The following is an 18,650-nucleotide window of genomic DNA, read 5'->3' on the forward strand; positions in this document are numbered from 1 at the left end:
GGACGTACATCCCCATGGCGGCGGACCGCGGCACCGGGGCGCAGGACCGTGGCACCGGTGCGGCGGACCGCGGCACCGGTGCGGAGGGGCTCGTGCCGGAGCCCGGGCCCGAGGGCCCCGTCGCCGCCGTACGGCCGTTCCTGCTCACCGCGGGCCGGGTGGCGCCCACCGCGACCGGCCGGCCCATGCCCGTGGAGACCCAGGTGGTGGCGACCGCGGACGGGCTCGCCGCGCTCGACGGGCTCTCCTTCGAGCGGCACGACATCGTCGCCGCCTGCCGGCAGCCGCTGTCGATCGCGGAGCTCGCGGCCCGGCTGCGGCTGCATCTGAACGTCGTCCGGGTGCTAGCCGAGGATCTGCGCGCGGCCGGGCAGTTGACGGTGCACGTGCCCGACACGGCCGACACCCACGACGCGTCCGTCCTGCGCCGGGTCATCGAGGGCCTGCGCGCCATCCCCGACTCCCCGAGGGGCACTGCGTGACTCCGACTGAGCAGTTCGCCGGTCCGCCGGCCGGCCGGACCGCGGCCCGCCCGCCGCTGCCGGTGAAGCTGGTGATCGCGGGCGGCTTCGGCGTGGGCAAGACCACCGCCGTCGGCGCGATCTCCGAGATCGAGCCGCTGACCACCGAGGCCCCGATCACGGAGGTCGCGGCGGGCGTGGACGACCTGACCCACACCCCGCGCAAGACCACCACCACCGTGGCGATGGACTTCGGCTGCCTCACCATCGACCCGACCCTGAAGCTCTACCTGTTCGGCACGCCCGGCCAGGAGCGGTTCGGCTTCATGTGGGACGACATCGTCGAGGGCGCGGTCGGCGCGCTGGTGGTCGTCGACACCCGGCGCCTGGACGACTGCTACGCCGCCGTCGACTACTTCGAGCACCGCGGCATCCCCTTCGCGGTCGCCCTCAACGCCTTCGACGGGCGCGTCGAGCACACCCTGGAGGAGGTCCGCTGGGCCCTGGACGTCTCCGACGGCGTCCCGGTCGTCGTCTTCGACGCCCGCGACCGCGGTTCGGTCCGCGACGCCCTGCTCGCCGTGCTGGAACTGGCCCTGGCCCGGCAGGAGGCCTGACCCCGGCCGCGCTACGCGCTTCTGCGCACCCCCGGCGACACCGCGAGGCGGCCCGCAGCCCAGAACAGGGCCAGGGTCGCGAGGGCCAGGGCGGCGACCAGGGTGGCGCCGCCGACGACCTTCTCGTAGTCGCGCTGGTAGAGGCCGTCGATGATGTAGCGGCCGAGCCCGCCGAAGCTGACGTACGCGGCGATGGTGGCCGTCGAGACGATCTGCACGGCGGCCGTGCGCAGCCCGCCGAGGACCAGCGGCAGCGCCTCGGGCAGCTCGACGCGCAGCATGATGTCCCGCTCGCGCATGCCCATGCCGCGGGCCGCGTCCACCGGGGAGGGGTCGACCGAGCGCACGGCCTCGTAGGTGGTCACCAGGATCGGCGGGACGGCGAGCACGACCAGCGGGACCATCACCGGCAGCATCCCGAAGCCCAGCGTCATGGTCAGCAGCACCAGCAGGCCGAAGGTGGGCAGGGCGCGCCCGGCGGTGGCGATCAGGGCGAGGACGTTGCCGCCGCGCCCGTAGTGGCCGGTGACCAGGCCGACCGGCAGCCCGATCGCGGCGGCCAGCGCCAGCGCCTGAAGGGTGTACTGGACGTGCTCGGCGAGGCGCGTGGGAATGCCGTCGTAGCCGTGCCAGTGGGCGCCGTCGCTGAAGAAGGCGCTGGCGAAGTCGAGGATGTTCACCGGCTGTCGATCTTCCGTGAGGGGGTGCCTCCGGGCATCCAGGGGGTCAGCAGGGCGCGTACGACGACCAGGGCGGCGTCGACGAGGACCGCGAGGGCGGCCATGGTGAGCACGGCGTTCCAGGCCAGCTCGGGCCGGTTGTAGATGCTGGCGTCGTGCAGCAGGTTGCCGAGGGCGCCCTGGTTGCCGATCAGCATGCCGACGCTGACGAGGGAGATGCTGGAGACGGTCGCCACCCGCAGTCCGGCGATGATCGCCGGCACCGCGATGGGCAACTGCACCTGCGCGTACCGGCGTACGGGCCCGAAGCCCATCGCCTTCGCGGCGGCGAGTGTCTCCGGCGGCACCGAGCGCACCCCGTCGACGATCGCCGGGACGAGGACGACGAGCGTGTAGACGGTGAGCGGGATCATCACCGTCAGCTCGCTCTGCCCGGTGTAGTCGATGAGGACGACGAAGAAGGCCAGCGAGGGGATCGCGTAGAGCACGGTCGTCACCGCCAGCACGGGCGGGTACAACCAGCGCAGCCTGACGCAGAGTTGGGCCAGCGGCAGGGCGAGCAGCAGCCCGGCCAGGACCGGCAGCAGCGCCTCGCGCAGATGCAGCCCGATCAGGCCGAGCCAGCTGTGCTGGAGGTCGCTGGGGATGTCGAAGAAGCGGTTCATCGGGCGACCTTGGCGCCGCTGCGGGCGGACGCCCCGGCCCCGCCCTCCCGGCCCGCGGCGTGGGCGCCTCGGATGGCCTCGCCGATCGTCGCCTGGGAGACGACGCCGACGGCGCGTCCTTCTGCGTCCACGGCGACGGCCCAGCCGGTCGGCGACAGCACGGCACAGTCGAGGGCGGCCCGCAGGGAATCCTCGCCGGGCACGAACGGGCGGCCGTACGGCAGGAGTCGCCCGGCCTCGATCTCCCCCGCGACCAGGTCGCCGCGTTCGCCCCAGCCGAGCGGTCTGCCGTCGAGGTCGGTGACGAGGAGGTAGGGGAACTCGGCGCCGTCCCGCGCGGCGAGCTGCTCGGCGGTGGAGTCGACGGCCACGATCGGCGCGGTGAGCAGCTCGAGCCCGGCGGAGCCGAAGAAGGACAGCCGGCGGATGCCGCGGTCGGCGCCGAGGAAGTCCTCCACGAAGGCGTCGGCGGGGTGGGTGAGCAGCTCGGCGGGCGGGGCGAACTGGGCGAGCCGGCCACCGGTGCGCAGCACGGCGACCATGGTGCCGAGCTTGACCGCCTCGTCGATGTCATGGGTGACGAAGACGATCGTCTTGCCCAACTCGCCTTGAAGGCGCAGGAGTTCGTCCTGGAGCTGCTTGCGCACCACGGGGTCGACGGCGGAGAACGGCTCGTCCATCAGCAGCACCGGCGGGTCGGCGGCCAACGCCCTTGCCACACCGACGCGTTGCTGCTGGCCACCGGAGAGCTGGTAGGGGTAGCGGCGGGCCAGCGCGGCGTCCAGGCCGACGCGTTCCATGAGGTCGCGGGCGCGCTCGCGGGACTTGGCCCGGCCCCAGCCGAGCAGCCGGGGCACGGTGGCGATGTTGTCGAGGATGGTGCGGTGCTGGAAGAGGCCGGCGTTCTGGATGACGTAACCCATGGACCGGCGCAGGGTGTTGACCGGCTGCTGCCGTATGTCGACGCCGTCGAGTTCGATCGTGCCGGCGGTGGGCTCGACCATCCGGTTGATCATGCGGAGGGTCGTCGTCTTTCCGCAGCCGGAGGGTCCCACCAGGACCGTGATCGCGCGGTCGGGTATGTCGAGGGAGAGCCGGTCGACCGCCACGGTGCCGTCCGGGTACCGCTTGGTGACTGAATCCATCCGTATCAAGACGGAGACCCTCCGGTGGTTCGGCAGCGGTTGTCGCCCGGTGAGTCTAGACGGCGGGTGTTGCGGGAGTGTGGAGTGCGGATGCGTTCTGCCGGGATCTGTTGTGTCCGGGCTGTGGGCTCGTCGTGGCTGGTCCCACGGTTCTGTCAGGGGCTGGGGGTGCGCGCACGCCGGTCCCGTCGCCCGCGCCACCAGGTGCGCGCCCACAGCAGATGCAGTCCGCCGAGTACGGTGATGACGACGGCCGCGTCGAGGTTCTGCGGGGCGGTGCGGTCGGGCCCCAGGCCGGCCGCCGCGCGGGCGAGCAGGGTGAGGTCCGCGGGCAGGGTGACGGTGACCAGGAACGCGAGGCACAGGGCCGTTCCCAGGACCAGGATCACGCTGTAGACGCGTACAGCCCGGCGCTCGTGGGCGGGCAGGCGCAGACTGGGATCGTCCTCGGCCGCGCCACGCCCGGTGATCCGCCGCACCGCGTAGCGCGCGTACGCCGCCCCGTCGCCGTAGAGGTCGCGGCAGCGGGTGAGGTCCTGGAGCACGAAGTACAGGTCGGTCCGCATGAAGACCATGCACTGGAACGGCAGTGGAGCCAGGGCCAGCAGCGCGAGGGCCGCCAGGAGGCGGTGCCCGGTGGTCGACGGCTCCACCGTGGCGGCGAGCAGGACCGCGGCCGACGCCACGCCGAGGTTGACGGCGATGCCCGCGAGGTAGGCCGTCAGGCGGTGCCGCCGCGGGGCGAGTTCGATGCCGCTGATGTCGGTCTGCATGACGAGGAACTGCAGTCGCGTGCCGAGCCGCATCCGGCCGGGCACTCCGGTCGCCCGCGCCGCCACCAGGTGCGCGCACTCGTGGAGCAGCAGCAGCGTCCAGCCGGCCGTGGCCGCGACCAGGATCACCAGGCTGCCGTGCGGGCTCCACAGCAGGGCGCGGTGGTCCAGCGCGACGGCCGGTCCGGCGGCCTGCGCGGTGACCGCCGCCGCGGTCAGGGCGCCGACCAGCACCGCCACGGCCGGGCTGAGCACCCAGCGGACGTGACGTGGCCGGATGCGGGGCAGGGTCGGCTCCGGCGGCACGGGCGACGGCACCGGACGCCCGTCGATCTCGGCCACGAAGCCGAGGCCCAGCAGACCCTCGACGAAGTCGGGGACGTCCACGTCCTCCCCGGTCCGGCTCTTCAGCCGGGCGGACACCTCGCCGACGGTCAGCCCCTGTCCCAGCAGGTCCAGGGCGTGCTTGCCGATGTCCGGCAGCGCCACGAAGCGCCCCGTGCTCATCCTGCCGACGATCCATTCGTCGCCGTCCTGCCGCGAGTCGAGGGCGTGCAGCCGGACGCGCAGCGGCGTGTCGGTCATCGTGCCGGTCCGGCCGCGGGCAGGTCCGCGCATGCCGGGCAGTCGGCCCGTCGCGGGAAGCGCACCATGACCGGGTCGCCGGGCAGCATCAGGTTCAGGCCGAAGCGGAACCCCGGTTCCAGCGCGGGAACCCCGGTCAGCAGGGCGAGCGCGGCATGGGCGAGCAGGCCTCCGGACAGCCCGGCGGTCACCGCGTTCGCCGGGTTCCAGGGCATACGGGGTGAGGTCACCTCCTCGTCCTGGCCGGGGCCGAGCCGCAGGTCGCGGCGCTCCGCCTCGCCCGCCCGCAGACACTCCCAGCACGCCCCCTGACCCGGGACATGCACCCCGACCGTCACCAGCGGGCCGCGGTAGCCGCCGTCCGCCCAGGGCGTGCCGGAGTCCAGGCAGGCCCGGTTCGTCCAGCGGCGGATCTCCGGCGGGCTGTCGGCGGCGAGCACCAGCAGGTCGTAGGCCGGTTCGCCCGCCAGCAGCGCCGCGAGGTCGTCCGGTCCGCCGACCGCCCGGCGCTCCCCCGTCACGGCCACGTCGGAGTTCAGCGCGCGCAGGGTGTCTAGGGCCGCCTCGACCTTGGGTCTGCCGATGTCGTTCTCGCGGAAGAGGGGCTGCCGGTTGAGGTTGGACAGCTCCACCGTGTCGGGGTCCACACAGTGCAGATGCCCGACCCCGGAGGCCACCAGGCTCTGGGCGACGTGTCCCCCGGTCCCGCCGACCCCCAGCAGCAGGACCCGGGCCCGCTTCAGCCGCAGCTGGACCTCCCAGCTGTCGGCCCGGGGACCGAGGTCCATCCAACGCAGCAGCGGAACTCCCCTGCTGTAGCGGGTGCGTTCACGCTTCGACAGCTCGGCCGGCAGCGGCGCGCCCGCGTCCTCCACGAACCCGGCCTCCAGCAGATCGGCGAGGGCCTGGAGGACATCGTCACTCGTCAACTCTTCATGGCGGCCCAGCACTTCGGCCACCACCGCGTCGGGCGCCCGCGAGCCGTCCGCCGCCTGCACCAAGGTCCACACCCAGCCCTGCGGGTCCAGGATCTCCGCGCCGATGCCGTGGATCACGCTGCCGATGCGGACATGGCCGTCGACGGTTCGGTACGGCCGGTGCTCGGGTTTGATCCGCGGGCGTATCAGCATGTCCACCGTGGTGGTCACGGCTCCTCCGTTCGACTTCGTTCGACGGAAACGTGCCCTTGACATCCTGTCCCGGCCTGTCGAGCCTTGCCAAGACGCGGTCCTCGACCGCGCCGAATCGGTCAACGCCGTTTTCTGTACGGTGACTTGGAACGCCTCCGGGTCCTGACCGGAGGCGGACATGCGCGGGACCCCGTACCTCACCCTCGCCGGGCTGGCGTACGACGCCCATGCCGGTCGTGCAGTTCTCGCTGCACGGGGTCGAAGTCGGTGGTTCGTTCGTGCAGTTGACGCGAGAGGTCACCGGCCTGGCCGAGGGCGACTCCCCTCAGGAGGAGTCGCGCCGAGCCCTGTTCACGGCAGCCCGGGAGCGTCTCCCTGCGCATCGCGGCCGGCCGCATTCCCCTGCGCGCGGCAGCGATGCTGCGCCAGGCCCTGACGGAAGGGCCCGCCACCTCCGCTCCGGAGCGGCTCGTGCGCGAATGGTGCCGTGAACTGGAGGACACCTTCGGCGCCTACTGAACGGCCGCGCCCCCGAAGGGGCGCGGGGAACTGCGCGACCAGCCACAGACGACCGGTAGCCGCGAACGACGGAAGGAAACACGGCGGGTGGGCGTCACACAACTGGCGTCACACAACGCCCCCCCGCCGACGAGTCAGCCCTCTTCCGGCGCCAACCGCAGCGCGATGCTGTTGATGCAGTACCGCTGGTCCGTCGGCGTCGGATACCCCTCACCCTCGAACACATGCCCGAGGTGAGATCCGCAGCGGGCGCAGCGCACCTCGGTGCGGACCATCCCGTGCGAGCGGTCCTCGATCAGTTCCACCGCGTCCGAGTCCCGCGGGTCGTAGAAGCTCGGCCAGCCGCAGTGCGACTCGAACTTCGTCTCCGAGGTGAACAGGTCCGCGCCGCAGGCGCGACAGGAGTAGACGCCCTTGGCCTTGGTGTCGGTGTACTCACCGGTGAACGCGGGCTCGGTGGCGGCCTGCCGCAGCACGGCGTACTCGGCCGGGGTCAGCTCCGCGCGCCACTGCTCGTCCGGCTTCTCGACGTCGTACGACATGAGCCCTCATTCCTCACGCAGATCACTGGGACAGGCGGTCCAGGATGTGCGGGCCGAGGTCGGTGACATCGCCCGCTCCCATGGTGAGAACGAGATCCCCGGGCCCCGCCATTCCCACGACGGCCTCGGGCACCTCGCCCTTGTCGTGGACGGCGGTGACGTCCGCGCCGGCCGCCCGCGCCGCCTCGATGATCAGCTCGCTGGTGACCCCGGGGATCGGGTCCTCACGGGCCGGGTAGATGTCGAGGACCACGGAGGCGTCCGCCAGGGCCAGCGCCTGGCCCATCTCCTTGCCCAGCTCCTGGGTGCGGGAGAACAGGTGCGGCTGGAAGACGACCAGGATGCGCGCGTCACCGGCGGCCGCCCGCATCGCCTCCAGATCCGCGGTCATCTCGGTCGGGTGGTGGGCGTAGGAGTCGATCACCTGCACGCCCTTGGCCTCACCCTTGAGCTGCAGGCGCCGCTTCACCCCGGTGTACGCGGCCAGCGCCGGTGCCAGCTCGGCGGCCGGGACGCCCAGCGCCACGCCCGCCGCGAGGGCGGCGACCGCGTTGTGCGCGTAGTGCCGGCCCGGGACCGACACCGTGAAGGTGAGCTGCTCGCCGTCCAGCAGGACGGTGACCTCGCTCTTGAGCCCCTGCGGCACGACGGACAGCACCCGCACGTCCGCGTCCGCCGCCTCGCCGTACGTCACCGTCCGCACGGTGCCCGCGACGCGCCGGGTCAGCTCCCGGGCGCCCTCGTGGTCGGCGGAGATCACCAGCGTGCCGCCGGGCACGATCCGGCCCGCGAAGGTCTGGAACGACTCGTAGATCTCGTCCATCGACGCGTAGTTGGCGTGGTGGTCGAGCTCCACGTTGAGCACGATCGCCACCTCGGGCGCGTACTTGTGGAAGCTGCGGTCGCTTTCGTCCGCCTCGGCGACGAAGATCTCGCCCTCGCCGTGCAGCGCGTTGGAGCCGGGCGCGTCCAGGTCGCCGCCGATCGCGTACGACGGCTGCCGGCCCAGCGAGCCGAGCGAGACGGCCAGCATCGAGGTGGTGGTCGTCTTGCCGTGGGTGCCCGCGACCGCGATCGGCCGCAGGCCCTCCATCAGCGCCGCGAGCGCGTCGGACCGGTGCACCACGGGGATGCCCAGCTCCGCCGCGCGCACCAGCTCCGGGTTGTCCGCCCGGATCGCCGACGACACCACGACACAGCTCGCGTCGTCCGCCAGGTGCTCGGCCGCGTGCCCGATGTGCACGGTGGCACCCAGCGCCCGCAGCGCCTCGGCGGTCGCCGATTCCTTGGCATCGCTGCCGGCGACGGCCGCCCCGCGCTGGGCGAGGATCTTCGCGATCCCGGACATCCCGGCCCCGCCGATACCGATGAAGTGAGGTCGCTCCATGGCGGTAGGAAGGCCGGGTGCCATGCGTGTTCTCCCAAGATTGCGATACGAGGTAGGGCTCCACCCTAATGCCCCCAGGGGCGCGGGGAACTGCGCGAGCAACCACGACGCACCCGCACCCGGCAACGCTCCCGAGCACCCCACACAGCTACGCCTTGCTGTGCGAGAACAGCTTCAGCACCGGCACGCCCACCTTGTGCCGAGCCCGAGAGGCCCAGTCCCGGTGGAAGAACTCCTCCACATAGTGGGGGTCGGTCAGCACGATCACCTCGTCGGCCCCCACCTCCGCGACCAGCCCCTTCAGCGCCTCCAGCGGATGGTCGTCGACCAGCCGCCCCTCCGCCTCGGACCCCGCGGTGCGCAACGCCGTCAAGGACACCTCCAGCGCCTTCTCCCCGACGTTCATCGCCACGTCGCCCTCCGGCGTGGAACCCTCCCGCACCGCCTCGTCCAGCTCGCCGAGGGCGATGTCGTCGATGGCGCGCAGCAGCCGGTCCGCCTGTTCGCCGCGTGGCTGGAGGAGCACGTGGAAGGAGACCTGCTCGTCCCCGTGCAAGGTCGTGACGAACTCCACGTCGGCGGACGTCAGGGCCTTCTCGATCATCAAAACGCTTGTGAACACCAGCGCCCCTTCTTGTTCGAGGGCCCCATGGGCCCTCCGTCCTGCGTGGGCCGTTCCAGGCCCTGCGGAAACCATCCTGCCCCGTGATCGCACGGGTACTGCCGGTCTAAGTTTGCCCAGCGGAAGCTAAACGGAACGGCACATTCCGCTGATTTCACGACCGACGGTAGCGACTGAACAAGAACCCGGCCTCTTCCAGCAGGGACACGAGTTCGAAATGGCGCGGAACGGTGACGGACGGGCCGCCCGCGATCCGCTGCGCGTCGCCCGCGGTGAGCATCGGCGAGACCGTCAGACACAGCTCGTCGAGCACGCCGGAGGCGATCAGCTGGCCCAGCAGCCGCGGCCCGCCCTCGGTCAGCAGCCGCGTGTGCCCGAGCTCGGCCAGCTCCCGCACGGCCCGCACGGGGTCCACGCCCACCCCGTCACCGGCGATCACCACCTGCGCGCCGGCCTTCTCGGCGGCAGCCCTGCGGTCGGGCGCGGCGGCCGCGCCGGTGAGGATCAGGGTGGGTACGGCCGGTGAGGTGAACAGCGGCAGCGAGAAGTCGAGGTCCAGGCCGGCGGTGACCACGGCGATCGCGGGCGCGGGGGCCTGACCGGCGGCCTCGCGCGCTGCGGCGAACTCCGCACGCACGCGTGCCGGGCGGTAGCCCTCCTGGCGTACCGTTTCAGCACCGACCACGACCACATCCGCCAGCGCCCGCAGCGTGCCGAAGATCCGCATGTCGGTCGCGGTGGAGATGGGCTGCGAGCGGCCGTCGTGCTGGGCGGCTCCGTCGAGCGTGGAGACCATGTTGGCGCGCAGCCACACCTCGGGACCCTCGGGGCCGGTCCGGGGATACGCGTAGGCGGTAGCGAGCTCGGACAGACTCCACTCGTGGTCGCCCCTTTCCCGGGTCTCGGAGGCCGGGGCTGCTGTTTCATCGGTCACAGGGAACAGGCGTCGCATGTTCCGCAGTGTTCCACGCCGCTTAAGCTGGGGAACCGTGTCGTCCTCCCCCGCTGCCTCCGGCCTCCACCCGATAGCCGACCCGGCCCCGCTGTCCCTGTGCGCCCGCGAGCCGCACGTCCCCGCGGACCGGCTGGTCGCCGAGATGGTGCCGCCGCCGCGGTTCGACTCGGTGCGCTTCAGCACGTACATCCCGGACCCGAACCAGCCCAGCCAGACCGAGGCGGTCCGGGTCCTGGAGGACTTCGCGGCCGGACTGGGCGGCGCGCACGCCACCGGCGCCGGCCGGCGCGGCTTCCTCGGCTTCGGCCGGGCGAAGACCCCCAAGGCCCCGGCCGGCCCGCGCGGTGTCTATCTGGACGGCGGCTACGGCGTCGGCAAGACCCATCTGCTGGCCTCCCTGTGGCACGCCACTCCGGCGGAGCCGTCCCTGAAGGCGTTCGGCACCTTCGTGGAGCTGACCAACCTGGTCGGCGCGCTCGGCTTCCAGCAGACGGTGAAGACCCTCTCCGGGCACCGGCTGCTGTGCATCGACGAGTTCGAGCTGGACGACCCGGGCGACACCGTCCTGGTCTCCACCCTCCTCGGCAAGCTGGTCGAAGCGGGTGTCGCCCTCGCGGCCACCTCCAACACCCTGCCCGGCAAGCTCGGCGAGGGCCGGTTCGCGGCGGCCGACTTCCTGCGCGAGATCCAGGGCCTGTCGGCCCACTTCCGCGCCCTGCGCATCGACGGCGAGGACTACCGCCACCGCGGCCTGCCCGAGGCCCCGGCGCCGTACTCCGACGACCGGGTGACGAAGGCCGCCTACGCCACCCCGGGCGCCTCCCTCGACGACTTCCCGCACCTGCTGGAGCACCTCGCCCGCGTCCACCCCAGCCGCTACGGCGCGCTGACCGACGACCTCCGGGCGGTCTGCCTCACCGGTGTGACGCCCGTGCCGGACCAGTCGACGGCGCTGCGGCTGGTCGTCCTGGCCGACCGGCTCTACGACCGTGAGGTGCCGGTGCTGGCCTCCGGGCTGCCGTTCGACCGGCTGTTCAGCGAGGAGATGCTGAAGGGCGGCTACCGGAAGAAGTACTTCCGGGCCATCTCCCGGCTCACCGCGCTGGCTCGGGACGCCAAGCGCCTCGTGGAGTCCTGAACAGATCACCGAACATCAGATAGTACGCGCGCACAAGGGCGGGATCAGGCCACTGACCCGCCCTTTCGCAGCTCTTTCCGGTCGGAAACACGTCGTTCACCCTGCAAGCGACTTTGCCCGGCTAACGTGTTTCTTGACCATCTGTTGACCAACCATTGGGACGCGGCATACTGCTTTGCCGTGCCTCCAGGAGGCCAACCCATGCAACCCCTCATCGACAACGCCCGTACGTTCGGACAGCGCCCTGAGGAGTTCGCCAGGCTCGCCGAGGGCCAGTCGCCCACCGTTCTGTTCATCACCTGCTCCGATTCCAGGGTCGTACCGGCCCTGATCACGGGAGCGGGACCCGGCGAGCTGTTCGAGCTGCGCACCGCGGGCAACATCGTCCCGCCCCACGACCTGGCCCGCCCCACCGCCGAGGCGGCCACCATCGAGTACGCCGTGGACGTGCTCGGCGTCCAGGACGTCGTCGTCTGCGGCCACTCGCACTGCGGCGCGGTCGGGGCGCTGGTCCGGGGCGACGACCTCGACGCGGTGCCCGCCGTGCGCGACTGGCTGGCGCACGCCGCCGGCGAACCGGCCGCGGCGGACCGCGACGACCCCACCGTCGCCGACGCGGTGCAGCACCACGTCCTCGCCCAGCTGATGCGGCTGCGTTCCTACCCCTGCGTGGAACGGGCCCTGGCAGAAAGGCGGTTGCGCACACACGCCTGGTACTACGAGGTGCACACCGGTGCCGTGCGCGAACACCGCGCGGAGTCCGACGCGTTCGAGGCCCTGTGAGGCGTGCCATGTCCATACACCCCCACATACACAACCCCCACCTGAAGCAGGACTTCCTCGCTTCCCTCGTGGTGTTCCTGGTCGCTCTCCCCCTCTGCGTCGGCGTGGCCGTCGCGTCCGGCGTCCCGGCCGAACTCGGCCTGGTCACCGGCATCGTGGGCGGCCTCGTCACCGGAGTGATGCGCGGCAGCAGCCTGCAGGTGTCCGGCCCGGCGGCCGGACTGACCGTGCTGGTCTTCGAGGCCGTCTCCGAGTTCGGCCTCGCCGCGCTCGGCGTGATGGTGCTCGCCACCGGCCTGCTGCAGATCCTCATGGGCAGCCTGAGACTGGGCCGTTGGTTCCGCGCGATATCCGTGTCCGTCGTCGAGGGCATGCTGGCCGGTATCGGTCTGGTCCTCATCGCCGGACAGCTGTACGCGCTCGCCGACACTAAGGCGCCCTCCTCGGGCCTGGAGAAGATCGCCGGTGTGCCCGGGGCGTTGGCGGACGCCCTCACGGACACCGCGTCGCTCGCCTCGCTGGCCCTGGGCGCGGGCACGATCGCCGTGCTGGTGCTGTGGCCGCGGCTGCCCGGCCGGGTGCGTGCGGTGCCCGGTCCGCTCGCCGCGGTGGGCCTCGCGACCCTCGCCTCGGTGGCCCTGAGCCTGCCGGTGGCCACCGTCGAGGTGCACGGCCTGTTCGACTCGGTGCGGCTGCCCTCCCTCGGCACGCTGGGCGACCTGGCCGACCCCGGGATGCTCGCCACCATCGTCGCGTTCACCATGATCGCCTCCGCGGAGTCGCTGTTCAGCGCCGCGGCCGTGGACCGGATGCACTCCGGGCCGCGCACCGAGTACGACAAGGAGCTGGTCGCGCAGGGCGCGGGCAACGCCGTCAGCGGTCTGCTCGGCGCCCTGCCGCTGACCGCGGTCATCGTGCGCAGCTCCGCCAACGTCCAGGCGGGCGCGCGCACCAAGGCCGCCCGGGTGATGCACGGCCTGTGGCTGCTGCTGTTCGCCGCCCTGCTGCCGCAGGTGCTGGCGTACATCCCCATCGCGGCCCTGGCGGGCGTCCTGATCCACGCCGGCGCCAAGCTGATACCGGTGCGCACGCTCGTGCCGCTGTGGCGCGAGAGCCGCGGCGAGGCGGTGATCCTCGCGGTGACGGCGCTGGCGATCGTCTCGGTCAGCATGTTCGAGGGCGTGCTCATCGGCCTGGGCCTCGCCATCGTCAAGACGGCGTGGGAGGCCTCGAACCTCCGCCTGGAGGTCGTCGACAAGGGCGCGGGCCCCATCCAGGTGTATCTGTCGGGCAACGCGACCTTCCTCAGACTGCCGAAGGTCCTCGACAGCCTGGAGGCACTGCCCCAGGACCGGCCCGTGGAGCTGGACCTGTCCGGACTGCACCACCTGGACCACGCCTTCCGTACGGCGCTCCAGGGCTGGTCCGAGCGGCACAGCGCGACCAGCGCCGAGCCGGTGAAGGTCACCGCGGCCGCCACCGAGCCGGTGGAGGTCGCCGCACCCTGAGACGGCCCCTGAGACGGCCCCTGAATCGACCCCCGAGTCGACCCCTGCCCGGTCCGCGCCCGCTCATGGCCCCGGACCGGGCTCCGGGCATATCGTGACAGGAGCGGGCAATCGGGCCCTCCGGCCGAGGAGGTCGTCATGCTCCAGGAGCTGCTGGCGGTGGCCGCGGGGGCGGGCGCGGCGGGTCTGGTCTACGTCGCGGCGGCGGCCCGGGTGGTCAAGCAGTACGAACGCGGCGTGGTGTTCCGGCTCGGCCGGCTGCGCGACAAGCCGCGCGCCCCGGGGCTGACGCTGATCGTGCCGGGCCTGGACCGCATCCGCAAAGTCAATCTGCAGATCGTGACCATGCCGATCCCGGCTCAGGAGGGCATCACCCGGGACAACGTCACGGTGCGGGTGGACGCGGTCGTCTACTTCAAGGTCGTGGACGCGGCGGCCGCGATCGTCAATGTCGAGGACTACCGGTTCGCGGTCTCGCAGATGGCGCAGACCTCGCTGAGGTCCATCATCGGCAAGAGCGAGCTGGACGACCTGCTGTCCAACCGCGAGAAGCTCAACGAGGGCCTGGAACTGATGATCGACAGCCCCGCCGTCGGCTGGGGCGTGCAGATCGACCGCGTCGAGATCAAGGACGTGTCGCTGCCGGACACCATGAAGCGCTCGATGGCCCGTCAGGCCGAGGCCGACCGCGAGCGCCGGGCCCGGGTCATCAACGCGGACGCCGAGCTGCAGGCGTCGAAGAAGCTCGCCGAGGCCGCGCAGCAGATGTCCGAGACCCCGGCCGCGCTCCAACTGCGCCTGCTCCAGACCATCGTGGCGGTCGCGGCGGAGAAGAACTCGACGCTGGTGCTGCCGTTCCCGGTGGAGCTGCTGAGGTTCCTCGAGAAGGCGCAGCAGCCGCCACCGGACCGGTGACTCCTGCGACGCGCGTAGTTCCCGCGGGGCCCTGTGGGTGATAGACACGCCTGGTCAGTCCTGTCCGCCAACAGGAAGGCTGCACCATGTCCATGACTCGTCGTCAGGCGCTGGCCCGTTCCGGGGCCGTGGGGGCCGGCATCGCGTTCACCGGAGCCCTCTCGGAGCTGTTCACCGGTACGGCCGCCGCGCAGGGCCTCGGCCATCAGGGCTACGGCCCGCTCGTGCCCGACCCGAACGGCCTGCTCGATCTGCCGGAAGGTTTCCGCTACCGGGTGCTCTCCCGCGAGGGCGACGCCCTGCGCTCCGGCGAGGGCCCGGTGCCCTCCAACTTCGACGGCATGACCGCCCTGCCGGGCAGAGGCGGCCGCGTCCATCTCGTCCGCAACCACGAGAACCGCGTCACCGGCCGCATCATCGTCCCCACCGTCCCGGGCCTGACGTACGACCCGATGGGCAAGGGCGGCTGTACGACGCTCACCCTCGACTCCCGCAACCGCGTCCTGTCCGAGCGGGTGGCGATCGCGGGCACGGCCGTCAACTGCGCGGGCGGCCCGACCCCGTGGCGCACCTGGCTGACCTGCGAGGAGACGGAGGACAAGGCAGGTACCAACGGGTACACCAAGGACCACGGCTTCATCTTCGAGGTGGACCCGGTCGACCCGCACCGCAGCGGCGCGGTGCCGCTGACCGCCATGGGCCGCTTCGCGCACGAGGCGATCGCGGTCGACCCGGGCCGTGGCATCGTCTACGAGACGGAGGACGCCTTCCAGAAGCCGTTCGGCCTGTTCTACCGCTTCCTGCCGGAGAAGCCGCTGGGCGGCCCCGGCTCGCTGCGCGCGGGCGGCCGGCTCCAGGCGATGCGGGTGCCCGGGGTGCCGGACCTGTCGGTGGTCCAGGAGGCGGGCACCTCGTTCAACGGGGTGCAGTGGGTGGACGTACCCGATCCGCTGGCGAAGACGACGCCGATCCGGCTGCAGGACTTCGGGGCCGGGGGCATCACCCATGCGCAGAAGCTGGAGGGCTGCTACTGGGGCGGGCGCAGCGTGTACTTCGTGTCGTCGTTCGCGCGCAGGAGCAACGGCTCGGGGGCCGACCACTACGGCCAGATCTGGCGCCTGGACCCCCGGCGCCGCCGTCTCACCCTGGTGATCGTCTTCGGCCCCGACTCCGATGTGCAGCTGCCCGGCGATTCCCCGGACAACATCTGCCTCGCCCCCAGCGGCGGCCTGATGGTGTGCGAGGACGGCAGCGGCGTCCAGCACGTCTACGGCGTCACCCGCAGCGGCGAGGTCTACGCCATGGCCCGCAACCGCCAGAACATCGGCACACCACAGGCTCCGGCGTACAGCGAGTTCGCCGGCGTCACCTTCTCCCCCGACGGCAGGACGATGTACGTCAACTGCTACACCCCCGGCACGACGTTCGCCGTGACGGGCCCCTGGAAGGGCTGACCCGCACCGCGGCGGGCCCGGGCGGGTGATCCCCGCCCGGCACGGGCGCACGGACGGCACCGGCTCCCCGAAATGCCGGTTCGCTCCTCTTACGTTCGTACGGTGATCCTTTCTGTACGACGAATCGCCGCCGTCTGTGCGCTCGGCGCGGCCCTCTCCGCGTGCGGCACCCCCGCGGCGCCGCCCCGCTCCTCGGGCGCCGCCCGCCCGGCCCCCTCCCCCTCGGTGACCCGGCCGCCCACCCTGGCGCCGGGCCCGGCGGGTCTGACCCCCGTCTTCCGCAACGGCCCCCGCGGCGCGGGCAGGACCGTCGCGCTGACCTTCGACGCCGACATGACCGCGGGCCAGGGCGACCGGGCGGCGGCCGGCGAGCACTTCGACAACCCCTCCCTGATCGCCACCCTGCGCGCGCTGAAGGTCCCGGCGACGGTCTTCATGACGGGCCGGTGGGCCGAGCAGTACCCGGAGCAGGCCCGCGCCATCGGCCGCGACCGCCTCTTCGAGGTCGCCAACCACTCCTACAGCCACTACGCCTTCACCCCCGACTGCTACGGCCTGCCGGACCTGCCCGCGGGCCGGATGCGGTCCGACGTGGAGCGGGCGTACACGGCGTTCCGCGCGGCGGGCGTCCCGGACGCGATGCCTTACTTCCGTTTTCCCGGCGGCTGTTACGACCGTGAGGCGCTGCGGGCCCTGACGCCCACGGGTGTGACGGCCGTGCAGTGGGACGTGGTCGGCGGCGACGCCTTCGCCACGGACTCCGACGCCGTCGCCCGCCAGGTCCTGGACGGGGTGCGCCCCGGCTCGGTCGTCGTCCTGCACTGCACCCGCAGCGCGGCCCCCGCCACCGAGCGGGCCGTCCGGGAGATCGTCCCGGAGCTGCGCCGGCGGGGCTACCGCTTCGTGAAGGTCTCGGAGCTGATCGGGGCCGCCGCCCGGGGCCGGTGACCGTCCTACGCTGGAGGCATGAGCGAGGACGACTACTGCCTGATCGCCCCGGCCCGGCCACCGAAGGCCGAGGGCCCGCCGTACGCCGAGTGCGTGCTGTGCCGGGAGCCGACGGAGTACCCCGAGACGTACAAGGGCATCACCCTGTGCCCGGTCTGCGAGTGGCAGGAGGCCCAGCGCACGGCCTGCTCAGGGTGAGCGGCGGGCGGTGAGCGCGCAGGCCACGGCCGTTGCGGTCACGGCCGACAGCGCGGCCGCCAGCAGCGGCAGCACCGGCACGGTCACCGTGCCCGACCGGGAACCGGTGACCAGGCCGCTGACGGCGGCGTTCGCCGGGGAGCCACTGACGACCAGGGCGAGCAGCGCGGCCAGCAACAGCGTGGGCACCGCGCGGCCGGTCGAGCGCAGCACCGGCCAGACAGTGAGTGCGCCCACAGCGGTGCCGAGCAGCGCGCACGCCTGGGCCGCGAGCAGCCCGGCCAGGCCCGCCGCGGGCCGTGACACCCGGGTCTGATGGTCGGCGCCCACCGGATCGCTGATCAGCGTCACCACCAGGGTCGCCGCCGTGCCGAGCAGCACCGCCGCGCCCAGGGCGACGAGCAGCGCGGCGAGATGCGCCCGCGCCGGTCCGACCGCCGCGGCCACACAGGCCCGGGCCGCCGGGGGCTCGCCGGTGACACAGATCCGCACCAGCCAGGCCGCGACCGGCAGCAGCGCCGCGGCCGCGTAGCCCAGCGAGTCGAGCACCGGCTCCCCGCCCTGCACGCCGACGGCGAGGAAGACGGCGTACAGCACGAACGGCGGCAGCCAGCGCTGGGAGCGCACCAGGAGCGCGGACTGGTAGCGGAGCAGTGCGGTCATCGGGGGTTCTCCGGGGCGTCGCTGTCGGTGGCGGGGCGCACGCTGACGACATGCCAGGGCGGGCGGGCCGTGAGCAGGGCGCGCAGCGATACGTCGCTGCGGGCGGCGGGGACAGTGAGCCGGTGAACGCCGGGAGCGGTCTCGGCTGTTGTCGTCGCGGTCCGGAGCACCTCTGCCGGCAGGAGTGCGCCGGGTGCCGCCTGCGCCTCGACGACGACCTGCGGCCCGGCGACGGACGCGGATGTGGTCTGTGTACGGCGGTGCAGGCCGCCTTCGAACACCGCGTACTCGGCGTCGGACAGCCCGGCGAGCCGGGCCGGGTCGTGGTCGACGAAGACGACCGCCCCGCCGGCGGAAACGCGCTCGGCGACGGCCCGGTCCAGCTCCGCGCGGGCGTCCATGTCCAGGCCGGTCCACGCCTCGTCCAGCACCAGCAGCTCCGGTCCGGCGAGCAGCGCCTGGGCGACGGCGACCTTCTGACTGCCCCCCTTGGACAGCCTGGCCATGGGGGTGTCCCTGTACTGGAAGGCACCGAACCGCTCCAGCCAGTCGTCCGCGGCGCGCTCGGCCCTGGGGCGGGGCAGGCCGTGCACCGTGCCGAGGTGGGTGAGGTAGGCGTGGGCGGTGAAGGGCAGGGCGGGCGGGAAGCGTTCGGGAACGTACGCCGTACGGGGGCGGCCGCTGAGGCGGCCCTCGGTCGGGGCGTCGATGCGGGCGAGCAGGCGCAACAGGGTGGACTTGCCGGTGCCGTTGTGCCCTGTGACGCGGGTGAGGGTGCCGGGTGCCAGGTCCAGGTCGACGGCGCGCAGGACCCAGGGGCCGCGGACGCCGTAGCGGCGGCCGACGTTTTCGAGGCGCAGAGCGCTGGGTGCGAGGGTCATCGTCCCGTTAGACGGGTGCGGGCGGACATCGGTTGATCACACGGGCCGCCGTTCGTCCAGGCGAGTCCAGTAGCCTCGCGG

At 72.6% G+C, this 18,650-nt stretch carries 19 protein-coding genes and 1 pseudogene; 9 read left to right on the top strand and 11 right to left on the bottom strand.

What is annotated here, in order from left to right; translation table 11 throughout:
- Positions 1-14 precede the first annotated feature (14 nt).
- Positions 15-492 (top strand): annotated as a pseudogene (locus RKD23_RS09295) (DUF742 domain-containing protein).
- The gene (locus RKD23_RS09300) at positions 479-1,078 is read left to right on the top strand and encodes a GTP-binding protein (protein WP_424853254.1); all 600 of its coding nucleotides are present in this window, start codon (positions 479-481) and stop codon (positions 1,076-1,078) included. The pseudogene RKD23_RS09295 and the gene RKD23_RS09300 overlap by 14 nt, the downstream one beginning before the upstream one ends.
- A gap of 11 nt (positions 1,079-1,089) precedes the next feature.
- On the opposite strand, the gene RKD23_RS09305 is transcribed toward RKD23_RS09300, so the two are convergent.
- From RKD23_RS09305 to RKD23_RS09345, 9 genes are all read right to left on the bottom strand, one after another.
- On the bottom strand, positions 1,090-1,758 hold the full coding sequence (locus RKD23_RS09305) for an ABC transporter permease (RefSeq protein WP_424853255.1): 669 nt from the start codon (positions 1,756-1,758) through the stop codon (positions 1,090-1,092).
- Positions 1,755-2,423 (bottom strand): ABC transporter permease, encoded by a 669-nt coding sequence (locus RKD23_RS09310; protein WP_424853256.1) that lies wholly within the window; start codon positions 2,421-2,423, stop codon positions 1,755-1,757. The genes RKD23_RS09305 and RKD23_RS09310 overlap by 4 nt, the downstream gene beginning before the upstream one ends.
- Entirely contained in the window at positions 2,420-3,577 is a 1,158-nt protein-coding gene (locus RKD23_RS09315; protein WP_424853257.1) for an ABC transporter ATP-binding protein, read from the bottom strand. The genes RKD23_RS09310 and RKD23_RS09315 overlap by 4 nt, the downstream gene beginning before the upstream one ends.
- A 146-nt stretch (positions 3,578-3,723) precedes the next feature.
- Entirely contained in the window at positions 3,724-4,959 is a 1,236-nt protein-coding gene (locus tag RKD23_RS09320; protein ID WP_424853258.1) for a hypothetical protein, read from the bottom strand.
- Positions 4,923-6,056: a ThiF family adenylyltransferase gene (locus RKD23_RS09325; RefSeq protein ID WP_424858203.1), complete on the bottom strand. Its 1,134-nt coding sequence runs from the start codon at positions 6,054-6,056 to the stop codon at positions 4,923-4,925. Before RKD23_RS09325 ends, RKD23_RS09320 begins: the two co-directional genes overlap by 37 nt.
- A gap of 653 nt (positions 6,057-6,709) precedes the next feature.
- Positions 6,710-7,117 carry a peptide-methionine (R)-S-oxide reductase MsrB gene (gene msrB, locus RKD23_RS09330; protein WP_424853259.1) on the bottom strand — a complete coding sequence of 136 codons (408 nt, stop codon included), beginning with the start codon at positions 7,115-7,117 and terminating at the stop codon, positions 6,710-6,712.
- A gap of 22 nt (positions 7,118-7,139) precedes the next feature.
- Positions 7,140-8,528, bottom strand: coding sequence for a UDP-N-acetylmuramate--L-alanine ligase (murC, locus tag RKD23_RS09335; RefSeq protein ID WP_424853260.1), 1,389 nt, complete (start codon positions 8,526-8,528; stop codon positions 7,140-7,142).
- 124 nt (positions 8,529-8,652) lie between these two features.
- Positions 8,653-9,126 carry an indole-3-glycerol phosphate synthase gene (locus RKD23_RS09340; protein WP_404033036.1) on the bottom strand — a complete coding sequence of 158 codons (474 nt, stop codon included), beginning with the start codon at positions 9,124-9,126 and terminating at the stop codon, positions 8,653-8,655.
- 154 nt (positions 9,127-9,280) lie between these two features.
- On the bottom strand, positions 9,281-10,078 hold the full coding sequence (locus tag RKD23_RS09345) for a pyrimidine reductase family protein (RefSeq protein ID WP_424853261.1): 798 nt from the start codon (positions 10,076-10,078) through the stop codon (positions 9,281-9,283).
- 37 nt (positions 10,079-10,115) lie between these two features.
- Between RKD23_RS09345 and zapE the strand changes: the two genes are divergently transcribed.
- From zapE to RKD23_RS09380, 7 genes are all read left to right on the top strand, one after another.
- Positions 10,116-11,219 carry a cell division protein ZapE gene (gene zapE, locus RKD23_RS09350; protein ID WP_424853262.1) on the top strand — a complete coding sequence of 368 codons (1,104 nt, stop codon included), beginning with the start codon at positions 10,116-10,118 and terminating at the stop codon, positions 11,217-11,219.
- 201 nt (positions 11,220-11,420) lie between these two features.
- Entirely contained in the window at positions 11,421-12,002 is a 582-nt protein-coding gene (locus RKD23_RS09355) for a carbonic anhydrase (protein ID WP_424853263.1), read from the top strand.
- An 8-nt stretch (positions 12,003-12,010) separates the two neighbouring features.
- A complete protein-coding gene (locus RKD23_RS09360) occupies positions 12,011-13,510 on the top strand; it encodes a SulP family inorganic anion transporter (RefSeq protein WP_424853264.1) in 1,500 nt (499 codons plus the stop codon).
- A gap of 138 nt (positions 13,511-13,648) precedes the next feature.
- Positions 13,649-14,425 carry a slipin family protein gene (locus tag RKD23_RS09365; protein WP_404033050.1) on the top strand — a complete coding sequence of 259 codons (777 nt, stop codon included), beginning with the start codon at positions 13,649-13,651 and terminating at the stop codon, positions 14,423-14,425.
- A gap of 92 nt (positions 14,426-14,517) precedes the next feature.
- Positions 14,518-15,879, top strand: a complete 1,362-nt coding sequence (locus tag RKD23_RS09370; RefSeq protein ID WP_424853265.1) for an alkaline phosphatase PhoX — start codon at positions 14,518-14,520, stop codon at positions 15,877-15,879.
- 102 nt (positions 15,880-15,981) lie between these two features.
- Positions 15,982-16,827 carry a polysaccharide deacetylase family protein gene (locus tag RKD23_RS09375; RefSeq protein ID WP_424853266.1) on the top strand — a complete coding sequence of 282 codons (846 nt, stop codon included), beginning with the start codon at positions 15,982-15,984 and terminating at the stop codon, positions 16,825-16,827.
- Positions 16,828-16,845: 18 nt separating this feature from the next.
- The gene (locus RKD23_RS09380; RefSeq protein WP_404033059.1) at positions 16,846-17,025 is read left to right on the top strand and encodes a hypothetical protein; all 180 of its coding nucleotides are present in this window, start codon (positions 16,846-16,848) and stop codon (positions 17,023-17,025) included.
- Here RKD23_RS09380 and RKD23_RS09385 read toward each other — a convergent pair.
- The gene (locus RKD23_RS09385; RefSeq protein WP_424853267.1) at positions 17,017-17,688 is read right to left on the bottom strand and encodes an ABC transporter; all 672 of its coding nucleotides are present in this window, start codon (positions 17,686-17,688) and stop codon (positions 17,017-17,019) included. The genes RKD23_RS09380 and RKD23_RS09385 overlap by 9 nt on opposite strands.
- Positions 17,685-18,569 (bottom strand): ATP-binding cassette domain-containing protein, encoded by an 885-nt coding sequence (locus RKD23_RS09390; protein ID WP_424853268.1) that lies wholly within the window; start codon positions 18,567-18,569, stop codon positions 17,685-17,687. Before RKD23_RS09390 ends, RKD23_RS09385 begins: the two co-directional genes overlap by 4 nt.
- Between the last annotated feature and the right edge of the window lie 81 nt (positions 18,570-18,650).

It is taken from the genome of Streptomyces sp. SAI-170, assembly GCF_049739565.1.
In the GTDB taxonomy this organism is placed as follows: domain Bacteria; phylum Actinomycetota; class Actinomycetes; order Streptomycetales; family Streptomycetaceae; genus Streptomyces.